The following is a 16768-nucleotide window of genomic DNA, read 5'->3' as shown; positions in this document are numbered from 1 at the left end:
AACCGGTCAGCCCGCGGCCGACAACGCCAGCCGCAGATAGTCGCGCGAAGCCTGCCGCCAGGATTCCAGCTCCAGCTTTTCGTCGGCCGCGTGCATCTGCCGGGGATCGCCCGGGCCCCAGATCACGATCGGGGCTCCGGCCACCGAGCCGGCCAAGGCCGAGGCGTCGGTGAAATAGGTGGCGGCGGGTGCGGTGGTCTGGCCGGCGAGCAGCTCGGGCAGGCGCGCGGTCCGGACGGCGGGCAGGTCGAGATCCACCTCCGCGGTGATGGCCGGATCGAGCGACGAAGCCCAGGCGGTCGCCGGCGCCCCACCGTCCACAGTGCGCACATCGAGCGTCAGAACAGCCGACGCGGGCACGATGTTCGTCGCGGTCCCGCCCTCGAAGGTGCCGACGTTGACGGTTTCCTCGCCCAGATAGTCGTCGGCGGCCAGCGGGAGGGAATCGAGCGCGCCGAGAGCCCGGTCGGCGAGCAACCGGATCGCGTTGCGGCCGAGCCGGGGTGTGGAGCCGTGGGCTGCTTTCCCAGTCGCGGTAAGCCGCAGCCAGGTGGCGCCGCGGTGTCCGAGTGAGACGCGGTTCCGGGTCGCTTCAGGCACCACGACGATCCGCGGCGTCAAGTCCAGCGAGGCCGAAGCCTCGGTCGCGCCGAGGCACCCGATCTCTTCGTCGCTGGTGATGAGGACCTGTGCACCGGCCCCGGCTTCCGAGGCGTTGCGCAACGCCGCCAAGGCGGCGACCAGCCCGCCCTTCATGTCGACGCTGCCGCGGCCGTGCAGGAACTCCTCGTCGACGTCCGCGGAGAACGGCGCGCGTGCCCACAGCGCGGGGGAGCCGACGGGAACCGTGTCGATATGGCACACGAACAGCGCTCCGTGGCCGGAATGGCTGCCGAGCAACACCCACGGTCGCCCGGTGGTGGAGCGTCGCAGCACGCGGACGCCCGCGGTGGCGGTGGCGTAGGAGACGGCCAGCTCCTGCGCGGCGGCCTGCGCCGCGCTGTCGCCGGAGGTGGTGTCGTGACGCACCAGGTCGCGCAGGAACGCGAGGGCTTCGTCGGTCATTCGGGGTGCTCCTGGGTCGATTCGCGGACGACGAGCCGCATGGAGAGCACGTGGTCGGCGGGGACGCGGCCGGCCGCGAGCCGGGTGATCTCGTCGACCGCCTTGCGGGCCATCTGCTCCGTCGGCTGCGCGACGGTGGTCAGCCGCGGCGACGTCCATTCGCCGAGGGTGATCCCGTCGCAGCCGATCACCGAAAGGTCGCCCGGCACCGTCACTCCGGCGCGGCGGGCGGCTTCGAGCAGGCCGACCGCGGCGATGTCGCTGGCGGTGAACACGGCTGTCGGCGCCGCGCCGGCCCGTGCCATATGCGCGAAGAAGTTCATGCCGAACGCCGAGCTGAAGGCGCCGCGCACGATCATCGACTCGTCCACCTCGACCCCGTGGGTCTTCATGGCCGCCCGGTAGCCTGCCTCGCGCTGGTCGGCCGTGCGTAGCCCGGCCGGACCGCCGACATGGGCGATCCGCCGGTGGCCAAGGGAGATCAGGTGGGTGGTCGCCTGGTAGGCGCCGCCGAAACCGTTCGCCGTGACGTGCGCGATCCGCGGCCCGGTGGCCTCGACGTACTCGTCGAGGAAGACGACCGGGAAGTCGCCTGCCAGCCGGCTCGCGAAGGCTTCGTTGGTGTTGTGCATCCCCAGGTAGACCAGCCCGCCCACGTCCGGCACCCGCATCAGGCGCTCGACGGCGGCGCGTTCCCGCAACGGCGACGAGCCGGTGAGCGTGGTGAGCACGTCGATGCCGTCGGCCGCGGCGGCGTCGACCACCGCGTCCGCCAGCGTGGAGAAGTACGGGTTGTCCAGCGACGGGACCACCAGGCCGAGGCTGAGGCCGGTCACCTGTTTCTGCACGGGCGGATGCCCTTGGGCCGACAGCGCGGCGTCGATGCGCCGGGCCGTCTCGGAGGCGACGTTGAGCTCTCCCTTGACGTACCTCGACACGGTCGACACGGCCACTCCGGCCTCTCGGGCCACCTTCGCCAGCGACATCCGGCTCCTCCCCGTTGAGCGTTGACGGCGACTGCAGCGCATCCTATATTGGCGGCGTTGCGCTATGTTGCGCAACAAACGCTAACGCTTTCGCCCGAAGGAGTCGTCGATGGTCAAGGTCCTGCTAGCCGGGGAGTCGTGGGTCAGTGCGACGATCGACCACAAGGGATACGACCCGTTCGCGCACACGCAGGTGGAGATCGGGTGCGAGCGGCTGCTGGCGGCGCTGGCGGCGGAAGGGGTCGAGGTGACTCACCTGCGTTCGCACGACGTGGCCGAGAAGTTCCCGCAGACGCTGGAGGAACTCGGCGCCTACGACGTCGTCCTGCTCTCCGACGTCGGCTCCAACACGCTGCTGCTGCATCCGGACACCTTCACCCGCGGCCGTCCGACACCCAACCGGCTCAAGCTGCTGCGCGAGTGGGTCACGGACGGCGGCGGCCTGATGATGGCCGGCGGCTACCTGAGCTTCCAGGGCTTCGAGGGCAAGGCCAACTACCACCGGACCCCGATCGAGGAGATCCTGCCGGTCGACATCGACCCGTACGACGACCGCGTCGAGACGCCGGAGGGCGTCCGTGCCCGCGTCGTGCGGTCCGACCACCCCGTGGTCACCGGCCTCGACCAGGAGTGGCCGATACTCCTGGGCTACCAGCACACCACGCTGAAGCCGGACGCGGAGCTGCTCGCCACCGTCGAAGGCGACGTCATGCTGGCCGCGCGTCAGGTCGGCCGCGGCCGCACGCTCGCGTTCACCTCGGACATCTCCCCGCACTGGGCTCCGGAGGAGTTCATGGGCTGGGACGGCTACCGCAAACTCTTCGCGCAGGCGATGACCTGGCTCGCCGGTCGCGAACTCTGAGCCGCGCGCACTCGGGATCAAGGAGGATTCGATGAGTACGTCACCCACCGGCCGCGCGGCTTCGGTCGTCGTCCTGACGATGGCGACCGTCTTCGCCGGAATGCTCGGTCCGTTGCAGTCACTCGTCAACGGACATCTCGGCACCGCGCTCGCCGACGGCCACGCCGCCGCGCTGGTGTCCTTCGGCACCGGCCTGGTGCTGATGCTGATCATCGTGCTGGCGCGCGCCAGGACGCGCGACGCGTTCTTCCGGCTGCCCGGTCAGCTGCTGCGCGGCGAGATCCCGCGGTGGAACTTCTTCGCCGGCCTGTGCGGTGCGGTGATCGTGCTTTCCGAAGGTGTCACGGTGGGTTTCCTCGGAGTCGCGATCTTCCAGACTTCGCTGATCTCCGGCATGGTCATCTCCGGCGTGGTGTGCGACCGCCTGGGCATCGGCGTCCCGTTCAAGCAGGCGATGAGCGCGCCGCGCGTGGCCGGGGCGATCCTCGCCATCTGCGCCACGGTGCTGGTGGTGTCCCCGAACTGGTCGGCTCCGCACATGATCGCGCTGGCGATCATGCCGTTCGTCGGCGGCCTGCTCGCCGGCTGGCAGCCCGCGGGCAACTCCGAGGTCGGCCTGCTGTCCGGCTCGATGTTCGTTTCCATCACGTGGAACTTCCTCATCGGCTTCGTGGCGCTCGGCCTCGTGTACGTGGTGCGCATGGTGGTCGCGGGCGCGCATTTCACGTTGCCGGGCACCTGGTGGATGTACTTCGGCGGGCCGCTCGGCCTGATGTCGATCGCGTTGATGGCCTTGCTGGTGCGGGGCCTGGGACTTCTGTTGCTGGGGCTGGCCTCCACGGCCGGCCAGCTCATCGGATCGCTGCTGCTCGAAGTCGTCGCTCCCGCGGCGGGTTCCAGCCTGCACCTGGTCACCGTCATCGGCGCGGTCGTGGCCCTGGCGGCCGCGGCGATCGCGATGATCCCGTCCCGGCACACGGCCGAACCGGTGGTCCTCGCCCAGCCTGCCGAGGTGCGCCGTGGCTGAGGTGCGCGGCGTCCTCGGCGCGGTCGACGCGGCGGATCTCGGGCTGGTGCTGCCGCACGAGCACCTCTTCAACGATCTGTCCTCCGCGGTCGCCGAACCCTCCTATGCCTCCACGCGGCGGCTCGCCGAGGCGGAAGTGGGGCCGGGCTGGCAGTTCCTCCTCCGTCAGGATCCCTACTGCTGCGCCGACAACGTGGCGGCGAAGGACCGTGCCAGCGTCGTGCGCGAGGTGACCGCGTTCGCCGCGGCGGGCGGTGGAACGGTGGTCGACGCGACCGGAAGCGCGGCGATCGGCCGGGATCCGCTCGCCTTGGCGGCGGTCGCCGAGGCCACCGGGGTCACCATCGTCATGGGCACCGGTGCGTACCTGGAGAAGTTCGAGGGTGAGCGCATCACCGCGGTCGCCGTCGACGCGCAGACCGAGCGCATTCTCGCCGAACTGGACGAAGGCGTCGGCGAGACGGGGATCCGGGCCGGGGTCATCGGCGAGGTCGGTGTTTCGCCGCTTTTCACCGACGGGGAGCGGGCCTCCTTGCGGGCCGCCGCGCTCGCGCAGGCGGCGCGGCCGACCGTGGGGCTGAACATCCACATGCCGGGCTGGCAGCGCCGCGGGCACGAAGTGCTCGACGTCGTGCTGGACGAATGCGGTGCGCTTCCGGCGAAAGTGGCGCTGGCGCACAGTGATCCGTCCGGCGACGACCCGGGATATCAGCGGGAGCTTCTCGAACGCGGTGTGCTGCTGGAGTTCGACATGATCGGCCTCGACATCTCGTTTCCCGGCGAAGGCGTCGCCCCGACGGTCTCCCAGACCGCTCGCGCCGTGGCCCGGTGGGTGAACGAGGGCTTCGGTGACCAGATCATGCTGTCGCACGACCTGTTCCTGAAGCAGATGTGGACGCGCAATGGCGGGAACGGGCTCGTCTTCGTGCCGACGATCTTCGCGGATCTGCTCGAAGCCGAAGGCGTCGCGGCCGAAGCCGTCGCCCGGCTGATGCGAGACGTCCCCGCCCGATGGCTGACCGCATGAGCCGCGCGATAGCGGTGGTCGCGTCGCTCAACGTCGATCACATCGTCCAGGCGCCGCGCATCCCGGAGCCAGGGGAGACCCTGATGGGATTTTCGGCGAGCCGGGAGCTGGGCGGTAAAGGCGGCAACCAAGCGGTCGCCGCCGCCCGGCTCGGCGCGGAAGTGGCCGTGATCGGCTGCGTCGGCCAGGACGAGGACGGCGACGAGTACCTGGCGGCCCTGCGCGCCGAAGGTGCGGACGTGACCCACGTGCGCAGGTCCGCGTCGCCCACCGGCCGGGCGGCGATCACCGTCGACGCGGACGGCGTCAACTCGATCGTCGTCGTGTCCGGGGCGAATGCCGACATCCCAGCGAAGGCGGCCGAAGCGGCGATCAGCGAACTGCCGGGGCTTCGGGTCGTCGCGGGCCAGTTGGAGGCGGCACCCGAAGCGACGGAACGCGCCTTCGCGGCCGCTCGCTCACGAGGCGTGCTGACCGTGCTCAACACCGCGCCCGCCGACGACGTCGCCGGGAAACTGGTGCCGCTGAGCGATGTCGTGGTGTCGAACGAAATCGAGTTCCGTCAGCTCACCGGTCAGGATCCGTTCGACGACGACGGTTTGCGGCGCGGCGGTGCCGATCTGGTCGCGGCGGGATGTCGGTGGGTGATCGTGACACTGGGCGCCGAAGGATGCGCCGTCCTCGACGCCTCGTCGTCCACGCGCGTCCCGGCCGTCGCGGTACGGGCCGTGGACACCACCGCCGCGGGCGATTCGTTCGTCGGAGCGCTCGCCGCCCGGCTCGCGGAAATCCCCGGTGAGCCGGTGACCGCGGACGTGGTGGCGGCTTGCCGTTTCGCGGCGAGGGTGGCCGCCGTCGTCGTGACGCGGCATGGAGCGCACCCTTCTTTGCCGTTTTTGGCCGAGGTGCAGGCATTCCAGCGGTGAGCCGGGTGAATATGCGCTGATCCGGCGCCCGGTCTCCGGCATACTCGCGGGATGGCGGAACAGCTTTCGCTCACCGACTATCAACGGGGCCTGCGGGCAAGGATTCTGGCCGCGCCGACGGTGGCGGCGCCTCCGCCGTGGCGTCCAGCCGACCGCCACGTGGCCGCTGTCGGCGGGTTGCTCGGTGTCGGTTTCGCCGCTGACCCCGACAGTGGTCGCGACTTGCTGTTGGTGGAATCCACGAACGGGCTCGGGCTGTTCGACACCGTCACCGGTGAGCGGCTGGCCCGCGACCCCGATCCGGCTCAGCCGGAGGGCAACGACTTGACGTGCCAGGGGATCGGGCCGATCGCGGGGCGTCGCGTGCCGATGGCCGGGCTGGACGGCGGCGGCCTGCACACCGGCACCACGGGATGGTCGGTGTATGTCGTGGGCCCGGACTGGCCGCACGAGCGGGTGCTGTTGTCGACCGGGAATCCGTACACCGGTGGGGCGCACGGCGAGACCTGGTGGCACATCTTCCATTCGCGCCACTCAGAACTGCGGGCGGCCGGGTTCTCCCCGTCCGGGGCGACGCTGGTCGTGGCGACCAGCAGCGACGTCACCCTCTGGACCAGGGCCTGACCCAGGCCGGTTCTCAAGGGCGCGATCGACAGCGTGCGCGGCCTCGTCAGGTGCGGCGCGCTTCCATCAGTGCGTGTGACCCAAATCACTCACGCGGTGGCGGCTCTCGCGACGGGTTTTCTTCGGGTGCCTGGTCTTGATGTGTACCGAACCAGACCACCGGACTGAACCGCCGCCTACCGTCGATTTCGCCGAACGCCAGGAGAGCCGTCATGCCCTCGGACGCCGAGTTCGCCGCCCTGACCGAGCCGTTCCGGCGCGAGCTGCTCGCGCACTGTTACCGGCTCCTCGGCTCGATCCACGACGCAGAAGATCTGGTACAGGAGACCTACCTGCGCGCGTGGCGCGCGATCGACCGGTTCGAGGGCCGATCCTCGGTGCGGCGATGGCTGTACAAGATCGCCACGATGGCCTGCCTGACGGCGTTGGAGACCCGGTCGCGGCGGCCGCTTCCGTCGGGGCTGGGCGCGCCATCGGACGATCACCGGGTGGCCGTGGCCGCTGGTGAACCGTCGGTGGCGTGGCTCCAGCCGGCACCTGACGCGCTACTCGGTCCCGCACCCGGCGACAAGGACGCCAACGATCCGGCCGTGATCGTGGCCGGGAGGAGCGGTGTGCGGCTGGCGTTCATCGCCGCGCTCCAGTTTCTGCCTGCCCGGCAACGCGCCGTGCTGACGTTGCGGGACGTACTCGCGTTCCGGACGGCGGAGGTCGCCGAAATGCTGGACACGACGGTCGCGGCCGTCGACGGCATTCTGCGCCGGGCCCGCGCCAAGCTGGCCGAGGCCGGGCCGGTCGAGGAAGACCTGGCCGAGCCCGACGAACAGGCCCGGCGAACCCTGCTCGACGGCTATGTCGACGCGTTCACCCGGGCGGACGCCGACGCGCTGGTGAACCTGCTGCGCGCCGACGTCGAGCTGGAGATGCCGCCGGTCGCGACCTGGTTCACCGGCAGCCGAGCCGTCGTCGGGTTCCTGGCCGCCCGGGTGCTCGGTCCGGGCCGGTGGCGGCTGGTGCCCGTCCACGCCAACGGCCAGCCCGCCTTCGTCGAGTACGAGCGCGCGAGCGACGACCGGTACGAGGCACACGGCGTCCACGTGTTGACCCTGATCGGCGCCCGGATCGCGCGTATCACGGCGTTCAACGACGCGAGCCTGGTGCCGACGTTCGGTCTCACGCCCGCTCTGACGAGCTGAACCCCTCTCATCCAGTCTGCTCGAAAACAAGCAAGGAGATCACCACCATGAGAATCGAAGACAAAGCCGTCCTGATCACCGGTGGCAACCGCGGTATCGGCCGTGCGCTGGTCGAGGAAGCCCTGAAGATGGGCGCCAAGCACGTCTACGTCGGCACGCGCACACCAGTGGCTCAGTCGGATCCCCGCGTCACGCCCCTGACCCTGGACGTGACCGACGAGGCGCAGACCCGGCGCGCTGTCGAACAGGTCGAATCCCTCGATGTCCTCGTCAACAACGCCGGCATCGCGCTCTACGACGACCTCAGCGACGAGAGCGTGCTCGACCAACACCTCGCCGTCAACTTCTTCGGCACCTATCGGGTGACACAGGCCTTCCTGCCGCTGCTCACTCGCGGCGGCGGCGCCGTCGTCAACAACCTGTCGGTGAACGCCTTCGCTCCTTTGCCGCTCGTTCCGGCCTACTCGATCTCGAAGGCGGCCGCGTTCTCACTGACCCAATCGCTGCGAACCCTGCTGGCCGGACAGGGTGTGCGGGTCCATGCCGTCCTGACCGGGCCCGTGGACACCGACATGAGCCGGGGCGTCGAGATTCCGAAGTCCTCTCCGGAGTCCGTCGCCCGCGCCATCCTGGACGGAGTGGAGAAGGAAGAGGAGGACATCTTCCCCGATCCCATGTCGGGCGCCATGGCCGAAGGTTGGCGCGGTGGTGCGGCGAAGGCACTCGAGCGCGAGTATGCGGCGATCGCGGCGGCCGTGGTGGCGAACGGGGCCACCGAGGTCGCTCGAACCTGAATTGTCCATTTCGGAACAACCCGCCCGTCGCGTCCGTTCGCCGCACCGCCTTGGGGCGAACGGATCAACATCAACGCCCACGAAGACGGTTGCGTTTGGACAGTGCCGGGCAGGGGCATCAGGGTCTCGCCGCAATTCGTTCTACGCGAGGAGTCTCCGGGTGGCGTCGTTCAAGGTGAAACCCTCCAAACCGGTCGCCGTGTTCGGAGCGGTCGGTGGGATCGCGGTGCTGGTGTTCGTTCTGGTCAGCGGAATCGGCCGCGGGAACGGCTTCGTCTGGCTATGGGCGGCCCTCTGCGTCGGGGTGGTGGGGTTCAATCTGTGGGCGGCGTTCAGCAAACGAGGCGCCACCGAGGTCGTCGAACGCAGCCCCACGGACCGGTCTTGACCGGGCTGACGCGGCGCGGCGGTGCGATCCTGGCGGTATGACAAGCAGGTCAGGGCCTCGACGAGAACTGGAACGGATCCTGGAGAGCGCCGGGCCGGGTGCGGTTCATGCCCGGACGGCGCTGGGTACCGGGCCGGTGCCCGATCGGTTGCGGGCGGCGATCCTCGCCTTGGCCTTCGCGCGAGGCGAAGGCGGCAGCTGCTGTCCTTCCGACGCGGCCCGGGCGCTCGCGGGCGAGTGGCGTCCGTTGCTGCCGCGGGCTCGGGAACTGGCGCGCGAGCTCGCGCGGGCGGGCGAGGTGCGGTTGACCCAGGGCGCCCGGTCGCTCGACCCGGACGCGGAATGGCAGGGGCCCATCAGGATCCGGCCGGCCGGGGACGCGAATGACTGAGCCGGACCGCATTCCTGACGGGCGTTTCGTCGTGATCGGCGGCCGGCGCTGGCGCGCGACCGATCCGGAGATACCGGAGGAGACGGCGGCCCGGTTGCGCGGCCTGCTGATGCGGGCTCGCCGGGACGTCGGCGCGGCCTTGCGAGCTCAGGATCCCGAAGCCGAGCGGGAGGCCCGGGCGCGGGTGCACATCGCCAAGGTCGCCTTGGGGGAGCGCGGGACTCCGTGGTGGGAGCAGGATGACGCGGAGCGTCGGCAGCGGTGGCAGCGCGGCCTCGACCTCTTGAGCTGAAGCGCCGTCCACGGCTTCGTGCGCCACCCTCGCCGATGAATCGGACGCGAATCGGTTTGCGGTCGCGGGGCGACGGGTATCCGGCGAGCTCCACCAACCGACCACATGAAGGAGCTGACGCTTCGCCATGGGCACGATCACCAAGACCGTCGACGTAGCGGCCGATGTGACCACTGTGTACAACCAGTGGACCCAGTTCGCCGATTTTCCGCGGTTCATGGAGGGTGTCGAGCGCGTCGAACAGCGCGACGACACCCATACCCATTGGACCGTCACCATCGCCGGTGTGACGAAGGAGTTCGACGCCACCATCACCGAACAGCATCCCGACGAACGGGTCGCGTGGCAGTCCGACACGGGCCCGAACCACGCGGGTGTCGTGACCGTGCATCGGATCGACGACGCCCACAGCCGCGTCACGGTCCAGATGGACATCGACCCCGAGGGTTTCGCCGAGAACGTCGCCGACAAGCTCGGCGTTCTGGATCGCCGCGTGCAGGGGGACCTCGACCGGTTCAAGACCTTCCTGGAAAACCGGGACGGCAACGAGACCGGGGCATGGCGCGGCGACGTCGAGCGCCCGGCGCAGAACGGCGGCTAGATTCCGAGCAAGCGGCGACGGCCGGTGCGCTGGGGCGAGAGCCGAACCCCAGCGCACCGGCCGTTCAGCCTGTCGTGACCCGGCCCCCGCCGACGTACTTCGAAGCGGCCAGCCGGTTCAACAAGCCGATCCGTCCTCGGTTGGGGACCGAACGAATCGGGTGACCGGCGAGACCCCAATGCCCGAGAAGGGCGTTGGCCGCGGCCCATCCGGTGGCGGCCGCGCGCTCCATGAGGGCGACCGGCAGATCGATCCGGATGCCGTCGCCCGCGAGCGCGAGGAGCGGGTCGGGAGTTCGCACGGCCGGCCGCCGGGCGAAGTCGCCGACGCCGAACAACGGGCAATCCTCGCGCCACAACGTGCTTTCCCCGACCACCCGCGCGTCCCGGGTCTCCGGATAGATCTCGTGAAGCCGTTGTTCGAGGGCTTTCTCCAAGCCGCTTTGATCCGCGGTGCCGGCCGCGTAGGCGTGCAGTTCGACGACCGAGCCGCCGGTGCGCGCCGCCCAGCGCCGTGCCTCGCTTTCGTATCGGTCGAGCAGGCTGATGTTGTCCAGCGGCGGGACGCTGGCGGTGCCGAGGAAAGGCGGGCGTCCTCCGTCGACCGGACGGTCGAGCCAGAGCCGCCGGACGAGGAAGGGCGGGGCGGTGCGCAGTTCACCGATCGCGCGCCGCCAGGACTCCGTCGCTAGGTCCGGGGATGTGGTGACGAGGTCGCGCAGCCCGGTGATGTCGCAGGCGAGCACCACCCCGTCGAAACCCTCGGTGCGGCCACCGGTCTCGAGTTCGAAACCGTCCGGCGTCCGGCCGAGGGCGGTGACCGCCGTGCCGGTACGGATGTCGACGCGGCGCGCGGCGAGATAGCTCGCGAGCGGATCCCAGAGTGCCTGCGGGAACGGCTCGGTCGGCACGTCGAAGACGAGTCCTTCGCTGGAGCCGAGGAAATAGAGATGGAACATGGCCGCCAATTCCGCGGCGGACAGGTCCCGCGGGTCGGCGAAGAAGCTGCGTGAGAACACCTCGAACGCGAGATGCCGTGCGGCCGCTGGGAAGTTGATCGCTTCGAGGAAGGTCGCGGCGTCGGTGTGATCGAGCCGGTGATAGGTCTCGGGCACGCTGACCGTGGCGAGCGGCAACGCCTCGCGCCCGCTGAGCCGCAAGAGGTCCCTGGGGGTGAAAGTCGGACTCCGCAAGGCGAAGACCACCGCGTTCCAGATCGGTGTGCGGGGGAGCCCGGCGAAGGTGTCGATGCGGCCGTGCGCGTCCAGCAGTGGATAGTCGGAGAGCGGGGTGAGCCGCTCCAAATGCGGATCCGTGCGGGTCAGCAAGGTGCGCAGGTTGTAGTACTGGCGGAAGAAGGCGTGGAAGCCCCGGCTCATCGTCACCGGAGTGCCGTCCGGCAGCCGCTCCCGCCAGCCGCCGACCCGCCCCCCGAGATGATCTTCTCCTTCGAAGACGGTGACGGTGACGCCGCGTTCGGCCAGTCCGGTCGCCGCGGTGAGCCCGGCGATGCCGCCGCCCACGACTGCCACCGTGGGGCGCGCGCCGAGCTGCCCGGCGTCGGCGAGGCCGCGCGGTGCCGGATGGGTGACCAGGCGGCGGTCCAGGGGAGAGGTCACGGAGTCTCCTGGGGAGCGGTGCCGACGACGGTGTGCACGATGTCGCGTTGCCAGCCGGGAACGGTGGCGGTGTGGACGTCGGTGAAGCCGGCGTCGGTGAGGCGCTGGGCGAGAGCACCGATTCCGTCGAACTCGGCGACGCTGCGGCGAAGATGGCGGTAGAGCGTCGCGTCGCCGGTGACGATCTTCCCGAGAGGGATGATCACGGCCGCGCAGACCGCGTTCCAGACCCAGCGGGCTCGCCGGGAGTCCCGGACCGAGTATTCGTGCACGGCGATCCGGCCGCCCGGGCGCAGCAGGCCACGCAGGCGGCGCAACCCGCTCGTGGGGTCGGCGAGGTTGCGCACGAGATAGGCCGCCAGGATCGCGTCGAACGGACCCTCCACCCCCGCCAGCTCTTCCGCCGGTGTGTGGACGAACTCGACCCCTTCGGGCCAGGTCTTGTCCCGGGCTCGCGCCAGCATTTCGCGGGAGGCGTCGAACGCCGTGATCCTCGCTCCGGGCGCCGTCGCGACGAGCGCGGCGGTGGACGCGCCGGTGCCGCAGCCCGCGTCGAGCAAGCGCAGGTGTTTTCCGTCGTACGGCAGGTCGAGCCGCTGGGCGGACAGCAACAGATGCCGGTGATAGCCGGGATTCGCCCTCACCAGACGGTCGTAGAAGCGGGCTTCGGTGTCGAAGGCCGACGGCACGGTGCCGCGCGGCAGGCCGTCTCGTGCCAGAGCGTTCACCGCGCCTCCTCCCGTGGCCGGGACCGTTCCCACAGCAGCAACACGGCGGTCACCAGCGCATAGCCGAAGAAGAAGTCCTCGACCGGGATGTCCCAGGGGAAGCGCCAGCCGGTGACGTGCTCGGGCGCGTAGAGGACGATCGGCGCGGACAACTTCGTCAGCCAGCCGTCGACGGGGATCTGGAAGCCGAAGACGATGGCCATCGTGATCCAGTAGGCGGGTTTCCGGAACAGCCCGGTCTTCAGCACGACGACCTCGGTGAGCACGACCACGACCACCGCGACGACGGCCGGAACGGTGTAACCCCAGGGGATCACCGGCGGACCGCCCGTTCGCCGCGGCGCCGGACCGCGGTGAGCGAAAGCTGGACCATCTCGTAGGTGAGCAGGCCGCAGATCGGGATGACGACGAAGAACAGGATCTCCTCCAGCGGGATGGCGAACGGGGCGTGGACGCCGGTCATGAATTCCGGTGCGTAGCCCCAGACCCCGGCGGCGATCGCCAGCGCGTCCCAGACCAGGAAGACCAGCGCCACCGGGAGCAGGGCGCGGGCGAGCCGTTTCGGTTGCCGGTAGACACGGGCGCCCGCCATTTCCAGCGGCAGGGTCACCAGGACACAGGCCGCGAGGACGATCAGGTACTCGAATTTGCCCACTCAGCTCACCGCCGCGGGGGGAGCGGGCGCCGGATGCCGTCTGCGGGCCCACTGGGAACGAGCGAGTGCGCCGCAGGCGACCCCGAGCCGGCGTCGGCGCGTCACCTTCGCCCGGCGGGCGAACACGTCGTGGCCCGCGTCCTCGATCCGGTCGAGGATCTCCCCGTAGAGGGTCGCGGCGGTGGCGACACAAGGACGCGAGACCGGATGCAGCATCGCGATTCCCGGCCGTGCCTCGGCGTAGATCCGCCGGGTGACCGCGATCTGGTCCCTGATCGCCGCCCGTACCGGTGCGTCGGCCCGGCCGTGCTCGGCGCACCAGGCCAGCCGTTCCCGGTCGACGTCGTGGGCCTTGAGCTCGTCCGCGGGCAGGTAGACCCGTCCTCGCGCGAAATCCTCGGCGACGTCGCGGAGGAAGTTGGTCAGCTGAAACGCCTTGCCCAGCGCGGCCGCTCGCGGGGCGGCCACCTCGCGGTGGGTCACCGCGCCGAGGATCGGCAGCACCTGCAGGCCGATCACCTCGGCCGAGCCGTGCACGTAGACGTCGAGGTCGTCTCGCGTGGCGTAGTCGGTGACGCTCAGATCCATCCGCATCGACGTGAAGAAGGCGCGGAAGAGGTGTTCTTCGAGCTCGTATCTGGCCGCCGTGTCGATCACCGCCGTGAGCAAGGGATCCTCGCTCGTGCCCGAGGCCAGATCGGCGAGGAAGCGACCCTCCACTTCGGACAGTCGCGCGGCCAGTGACCGCGGCGTGGCACCGGGATCCGGTTCGTCGACGATGTCGTCCAGCCATCGGGCGAAACCGTAGAGCGCGTGGACCGCGGGCCGCTGCGGCGCGGTCAGCATGCGGGTCGCCAGGAAATACGTGCGCCCGTGCCGGGCGTTGAGGCCGCGGCACCAGGTATAGGCGGCACGAAGGTGCGGATCGCGGATGCCGGCGGCGTCGAGTTCGCGCTTGGTCATCGATTCGCCTCCGCGCCGCGCATCGGTGTCCCGGTGATCCGGTCGGCGGCCAGCCTGCCGGAGATCAGCACGGTCGGGACTCCGACGCCGGGCACCGTCCCGCCGCCGGCGAGGACGACGTTTTCGGTACCGCGCGGGAAGTTCCGAGGGCGGAACGGTCCGGTTTGGCCGAACGAGTGCGCGTATCCGAAGGGTGTCCCGGCCACCAGGCCGCGGTCCGCCCAATCGGCGGGACTGATCACCTCGGTGAATTCGGGTTCGAAATCCGGCAGCAAGCGTTCACGGGCCACGGAAAGGATCTCCTCGGCGTACGGGCCCGCATCGGCGGTCCAGTCCGCCGGGCCACGATCGAGATTCGGTACCGGCGCGAGAATCGAGAAGAGCTGCCGCCCCGGCGGGGCGAGCCCCGGATCGGTCGCGGTGGGCCGGGTGATCAGCAGGGACGGATCGGTCATGCGGCGCCCGGTGGAGATGAGCTCGTCGAAGGTGGAAGCCCAGCCCTCTCCGAAGGAAATCGTGTGGTGACCGATGCCGGAGTGCTCACCCGGGCCTCCGGTGTGCAGGATCAGCGCGGACGGCGCGGGCCGCAGCGGGACGGGCCGCTTCGGGTGCCGGCCGAGGAGCCGATAGCTCTCGGGCGGCTCGGTCGTCAGCACGACGGCGTCACACGGGTGGCGTTCGCCGCCGGCGGTGCGGACCGCGCGGATCCGGTCGCCGTCCCGTTCGAGCGCGTTCACGGGGTCGCCGTAGTGGAAGGCGACCCCGTTCGCCGCCGCGACGCGGGCGAGGGCCTGGGGAAGCGCCGCGACACCTCCGGGCGGGAAATACACGCCACCGACGGTGTCCATGTAGGAGATGACCGCGTAGAGCGCCAGTGCCCGCATCGGCGACTCGCCCGCGTAGAGGGCCTGGAAGGTGAACACCCGCTTCAGCCGCTCGTCCGACAGGAACGAGCCGATCTTGGGATCCAGCCGCCGGAAACCGCCGAGCGCCACCAGCCGCGCCAGCTCCGGACGGAGCATCCCCAGCGGCGAGTCGATGTTCGAGTCGATGAACCGGGAGAACTCGGTGCGATACAGGCGAGTCAGCCATTCGCGGAGCCGGACGTAACCCGCGGCCTCCGCCGGGCCCGCGAACTCGCGGACCGCGTCCGTCATCGCCGCGGCGTCCGTGTGCACGGGCAGCGTGCTGCCGTCGGCGAACTGCGCCACGTACGCCGGGTCGAGCCGGGTCAGCGGCAATTCCTCGCTCAGTTCGGCACCGACGGCGCCGAAGGTGTCCCGCAGGATCGAAGGCATGGTGAGCACCGTGGGCCCGGTGTCGAGCAGATAGCCTTTCCGCTCGACGCGTCCCGCGCGGCCACCCGGCCCGGGGTCGCGTTCGAGCACGGTGACCGCGCGGCCCCGGCCCGCCAAGTGCAGCGCCGCCGCGAGTCCCGAGAGCCCCGCTCCCACCACGACGACCCGGTTCGTGGGACCAGGGACCGTTTTCATTGGTCGCGCTCCGTGCATTTGGTGGCCAGGACGGCCAGTGAATCCGCGGCGTGCCGGGGGAACACGGCCGGGTCGATCACGGCCTGGGCCTTCTCGGCCCGTTCACGGATGAGTTCGCCGAGGCGGTCCCGCGCCCCGGTCGCGGTGATCAGGGCGCGGCAGCGGGCCACGGCTTCGTCGTCCACCGTCGACCTCGCGAGCAGTTCGCCGAGTTCCGCGCGCTGCCGCCGGTCGGCCATCTCGGCGGCGAGCACCACGACACTGGACGCCTTGCGATCACGGAGGTCCTGGCCCGCGGGCTTGCCGGTGACCGCCGGATCGCCGAAGACGCCGAGCAGATCGTCCCGGAACTGGAACGCCTCGCCGACCAGGCCGCCGTATTCAGCGAGGGCGGCCAGGACGTCCGGCCCGCACCCCGCCAGCGCGGCACCGAATTCGAGCGGCCTGCGGACGGTGTAGTTGCCGGACTTCCGGCGCAGGACGTCGAGCAGTGTCTCCCAGTCCGGGAGCGTCCTGGCATCGTTCACTAGATCGGCGAGCTGCCCGACGGCCAGTTCCGCGCGCATGAGGTCGTATCGCGGCCAGCCGCGGGCCAGTGCCGCCGCGTCGAGGCCGGATTCCCGGAGCATCCGCTCCGACCAGACCAGGAAGAGATCACCGGACAGGGTCGCCGCGGATTCCCCGAAGCGGTCGGCGGATCCGCTCCAGCCCTGTTCGGTGTGCCAGCGCGCGAACCGGACGTGCAGCGCGGGGCGGCCGCGGCGCAGCGGTGAGCCGTCCATGACGTCGTCCTGCGCCAGCGCGAAACAGTGGAGCAGTTCCAAACTCGCCGCGGCCCGCAAGGCCGCGTCCGATTCCGGTCCGCCGCATCGCCAGCCCACATAGGCGAACATCGGGCGAAGGAATTTCCCGCCCGCGAGGAACTCCGGGATGGCGGTCTCGGCGAGTTCCCCCTCGCCGTGGCCGGCGAAATATTCGGCGGCCCGTGCCTCGACGAAACCGTACGCCTCGGCGAGGCAACGTCGGCCCAGGGAGTCCAGCCAGGCGGCAGGCGCCTCTTCCGCCATGATCGACGCCATCCGACCGTCCCTTCCGCCATCCGATGATTCGATTCGCAACCGTTTCATTGCGG

At 70.3% G+C, this 16768-nt stretch carries 20 protein-coding genes; 11 read left to right on the top strand and 9 right to left on the bottom strand.

Annotated features, from left to right (window positions below):
• Positions 1-6: 6 nt before the first annotated feature.
• Both H4W30_RS24045 and H4W30_RS24040 read right to left on the bottom strand, forming a co-directional pair.
• A complete protein-coding gene (locus H4W30_RS24045) occupies positions 7-1065 on the bottom strand; it encodes a M20 family metallopeptidase (RefSeq protein WP_192744933.1) in 1059 nt (352 codons plus the stop codon).
• On the bottom strand, positions 1062-2051 hold the full coding sequence (locus tag H4W30_RS24040; protein ID WP_192744932.1) for a LacI family DNA-binding transcriptional regulator: 990 nt from the start codon (positions 2049-2051) through the stop codon (positions 1062-1064). Before H4W30_RS24040 ends, H4W30_RS24045 begins: the two co-directional genes overlap by 4 nt.
• A gap of 109 nt (positions 2052-2160) precedes the next feature.
• Here H4W30_RS24040 and H4W30_RS24035 point away from each other — a divergent pair, with 109 nt between their 5' ends.
• The 11 genes from H4W30_RS24035 (at position 2161) to H4W30_RS23985 (ending at position 10179) form a co-directional block, all read left to right on the top strand.
• A complete protein-coding gene (locus tag H4W30_RS24035; RefSeq protein ID WP_192744931.1) occupies positions 2161-2913 on the top strand; it encodes a glutamine amidotransferase in 753 nt (250 codons plus the stop codon).
• A 31-nt stretch (positions 2914-2944) separates the two neighbouring features.
• Entirely contained in the window at positions 2945-3940 is a 996-nt protein-coding gene (locus H4W30_RS24030) for a DMT family transporter (protein WP_192744930.1), read from the top strand.
• Positions 3933-4967 carry a phosphotriesterase family protein gene (locus H4W30_RS24025; RefSeq protein WP_192744929.1) on the top strand — a complete coding sequence of 345 codons (1035 nt, stop codon included), beginning with the start codon at positions 3933-3935 and terminating at the stop codon, positions 4965-4967. Before H4W30_RS24030 ends, H4W30_RS24025 begins: the two co-directional genes overlap by 8 nt.
• Positions 4964-5893 carry a ribokinase gene (locus H4W30_RS24020; RefSeq protein WP_225949849.1) on the top strand — a complete coding sequence of 310 codons (930 nt, stop codon included), beginning with the start codon at positions 4964-4966 and terminating at the stop codon, positions 5891-5893. Before H4W30_RS24025 ends, H4W30_RS24020 begins: the two co-directional genes overlap by 4 nt.
• 51 nt (positions 5894-5944) lie before the next feature.
• The gene (locus tag H4W30_RS24015) at positions 5945-6517 is read left to right on the top strand and encodes a hypothetical protein (protein WP_192744927.1); all 573 of its coding nucleotides are present in this window, start codon (positions 5945-5947) and stop codon (positions 6515-6517) included.
• A gap of 212 nt (positions 6518-6729) precedes the next feature.
• Positions 6730-7713, top strand: a complete 984-nt coding sequence (locus tag H4W30_RS24010) for a sigma-70 family RNA polymerase sigma factor (RefSeq protein WP_192744926.1) — start codon at positions 6730-6732, stop codon at positions 7711-7713.
• A gap of 47 nt (positions 7714-7760) precedes the next feature.
• Positions 7761-8507: an SDR family NAD(P)-dependent oxidoreductase gene (locus tag H4W30_RS24005; RefSeq protein WP_192744925.1), complete on the top strand. Its 747-nt coding sequence runs from the start codon at positions 7761-7763 to the stop codon at positions 8505-8507.
• Positions 8508-8667: 160 nt separating this feature from the next.
• Complete coding sequence (locus H4W30_RS24000; protein WP_192744924.1) at positions 8668-8895, top strand: hypothetical protein; 228 nt, start codon at positions 8668-8670, stop codon at positions 8893-8895.
• A 37-nt stretch (positions 8896-8932) separates the two neighbouring features.
• Entirely contained in the window at positions 8933-9286 is a 354-nt protein-coding gene (locus H4W30_RS23995) for a DUF3253 domain-containing protein (protein ID WP_225949848.1), read from the top strand.
• Entirely contained in the window at positions 9279-9578 is a 300-nt protein-coding gene (locus H4W30_RS23990) for a hypothetical protein (RefSeq protein ID WP_192744923.1), read from the top strand. Before H4W30_RS23995 ends, H4W30_RS23990 begins: the two co-directional genes overlap by 8 nt.
• Before the next feature lie 127 nt (positions 9579-9705).
• The gene (locus tag H4W30_RS23985) at positions 9706-10179 is read left to right on the top strand and encodes an SRPBCC family protein (protein WP_192744922.1); all 474 of its coding nucleotides are present in this window, start codon (positions 9706-9708) and stop codon (positions 10177-10179) included.
• Positions 10180-10243: 64 nt separating this feature from the next.
• On the opposite strand, the gene H4W30_RS23980 is transcribed toward H4W30_RS23985, so the two are convergent.
• The 7 genes from H4W30_RS23980 to H4W30_RS23950 are packed head-to-tail and all read right to left on the bottom strand — an operon-like array spanning position 10244 to position 16715.
• The gene (locus H4W30_RS23980; RefSeq protein ID WP_192744921.1) at positions 10244-11797 is read right to left on the bottom strand and encodes an FAD-dependent oxidoreductase; all 1554 of its coding nucleotides are present in this window, start codon (positions 11795-11797) and stop codon (positions 10244-10246) included.
• Positions 11794-12525: a class I SAM-dependent methyltransferase gene (locus tag H4W30_RS23975; RefSeq protein ID WP_192744920.1), complete on the bottom strand. Its 732-nt coding sequence runs from the start codon at positions 12523-12525 to the stop codon at positions 11794-11796. The genes H4W30_RS23980 and H4W30_RS23975 overlap by 4 nt, the downstream gene beginning before the upstream one ends.
• Positions 12522-12842 (bottom strand): lycopene cyclase domain-containing protein, encoded by a 321-nt coding sequence (locus H4W30_RS23970; RefSeq protein WP_192744919.1) that lies wholly within the window; start codon positions 12840-12842, stop codon positions 12522-12524. The genes H4W30_RS23975 and H4W30_RS23970 overlap by 4 nt, the downstream gene beginning before the upstream one ends.
• Complete coding sequence (locus tag H4W30_RS23965; protein WP_192744918.1) at positions 12839-13180, bottom strand: lycopene cyclase domain-containing protein; 342 nt, start codon at positions 13178-13180, stop codon at positions 12839-12841. The genes H4W30_RS23970 and H4W30_RS23965 overlap by 4 nt, the downstream gene beginning before the upstream one ends.
• A complete protein-coding gene (locus H4W30_RS23960; RefSeq protein WP_192744917.1) occupies positions 13181-14143 on the bottom strand; it encodes a phytoene/squalene synthase family protein in 963 nt (320 codons plus the stop codon).
• A complete protein-coding gene (gene crtI / locus H4W30_RS23955; protein ID WP_192744916.1) occupies positions 14140-15636 on the bottom strand; it encodes a phytoene desaturase family protein in 1497 nt (498 codons plus the stop codon). Before crtI ends, H4W30_RS23960 begins: the two co-directional genes overlap by 4 nt.
• Entirely contained in the window at positions 15633-16715 is a 1083-nt protein-coding gene (locus tag H4W30_RS23950) for a polyprenyl synthetase family protein (protein ID WP_192744915.1), read from the bottom strand. Before H4W30_RS23950 ends, crtI begins: the two co-directional genes overlap by 4 nt.
• Positions 16716-16768 lie beyond the last annotated feature (53 nt).

It is taken from the genome of Amycolatopsis roodepoortensis (genome assembly GCF_014873915.1).
GTDB classification, from domain to species: Bacteria; Actinomycetota; Actinomycetes; order Mycobacteriales; family Pseudonocardiaceae; genus Amycolatopsis; species Amycolatopsis roodepoortensis.
This window is presented reverse-complemented; position numbering and strand designations above follow the sequence as displayed.

Coding starts and splice junctions, on each gene's coding strand:
- H4W30_RS24045 (WP_192744933.1), bottom strand. CDS start 1,065: ATGACCGACGAAGCCCTCGCGTTCCTGCGCGACCTGGTGCGTCACGAC.
- H4W30_RS24040 (WP_192744932.1), bottom strand. CDS start 2,051: ATGTCGCTGGCGAAGGTGGCCCGAGAGGCCGGAGTGGCCGTGTCGACC.
- H4W30_RS24035 (WP_192744931.1), top strand. CDS start 2,161: ATGGTCAAGGTCCTGCTAGCCGGGGAGTCGTGGGTCAGTGCGACGATC.
- H4W30_RS24030 (WP_192744930.1), top strand. CDS start 2,945: ATGAGTACGTCACCCACCGGCCGCGCGGCTTCGGTCGTCGTCCTGACG.
- H4W30_RS24020 (WP_225949849.1), top strand. CDS start 4,964: ATGAGCCGCGCGATAGCGGTGGTCGCGTCGCTCAACGTCGATCACATC.
- H4W30_RS24015 (WP_192744927.1), top strand. CDS start 5,945: ATGGCGGAACAGCTTTCGCTCACCGACTATCAACGGGGCCTGCGGGCA.
- H4W30_RS24010 (WP_192744926.1), top strand. CDS start 6,730: ATGCCCTCGGACGCCGAGTTCGCCGCCCTGACCGAGCCGTTCCGGCGC.
- H4W30_RS24005 (WP_192744925.1), top strand. CDS start 7,761: ATGAGAATCGAAGACAAAGCCGTCCTGATCACCGGTGGCAACCGCGGT.
- H4W30_RS23995 (WP_225949848.1), top strand. CDS start 8,933: ATGACAAGCAGGTCAGGGCCTCGACGAGAACTGGAACGGATCCTGGAG.
- H4W30_RS23990 (WP_192744923.1), top strand. CDS start 9,279: ATGACTGAGCCGGACCGCATTCCTGACGGGCGTTTCGTCGTGATCGGC.
- H4W30_RS23985 (WP_192744922.1), top strand. CDS start 9,706: ATGGGCACGATCACCAAGACCGTCGACGTAGCGGCCGATGTGACCACT.
- H4W30_RS23960 (WP_192744917.1), bottom strand. CDS start 14,143: ATGACCAAGCGCGAACTCGACGCCGCCGGCATCCGCGATCCGCACCTT.
- crtI (WP_192744916.1), bottom strand. CDS start 15,636: ATGAAAACGGTCCCTGGTCCCACGAACCGGGTCGTCGTGGTGGGAGCG.
- H4W30_RS23950 (WP_192744915.1), bottom strand. CDS start 16,715: ATGGCGTCGATCATGGCGGAAGAGGCGCCTGCCGCCTGGCTGGACTCC.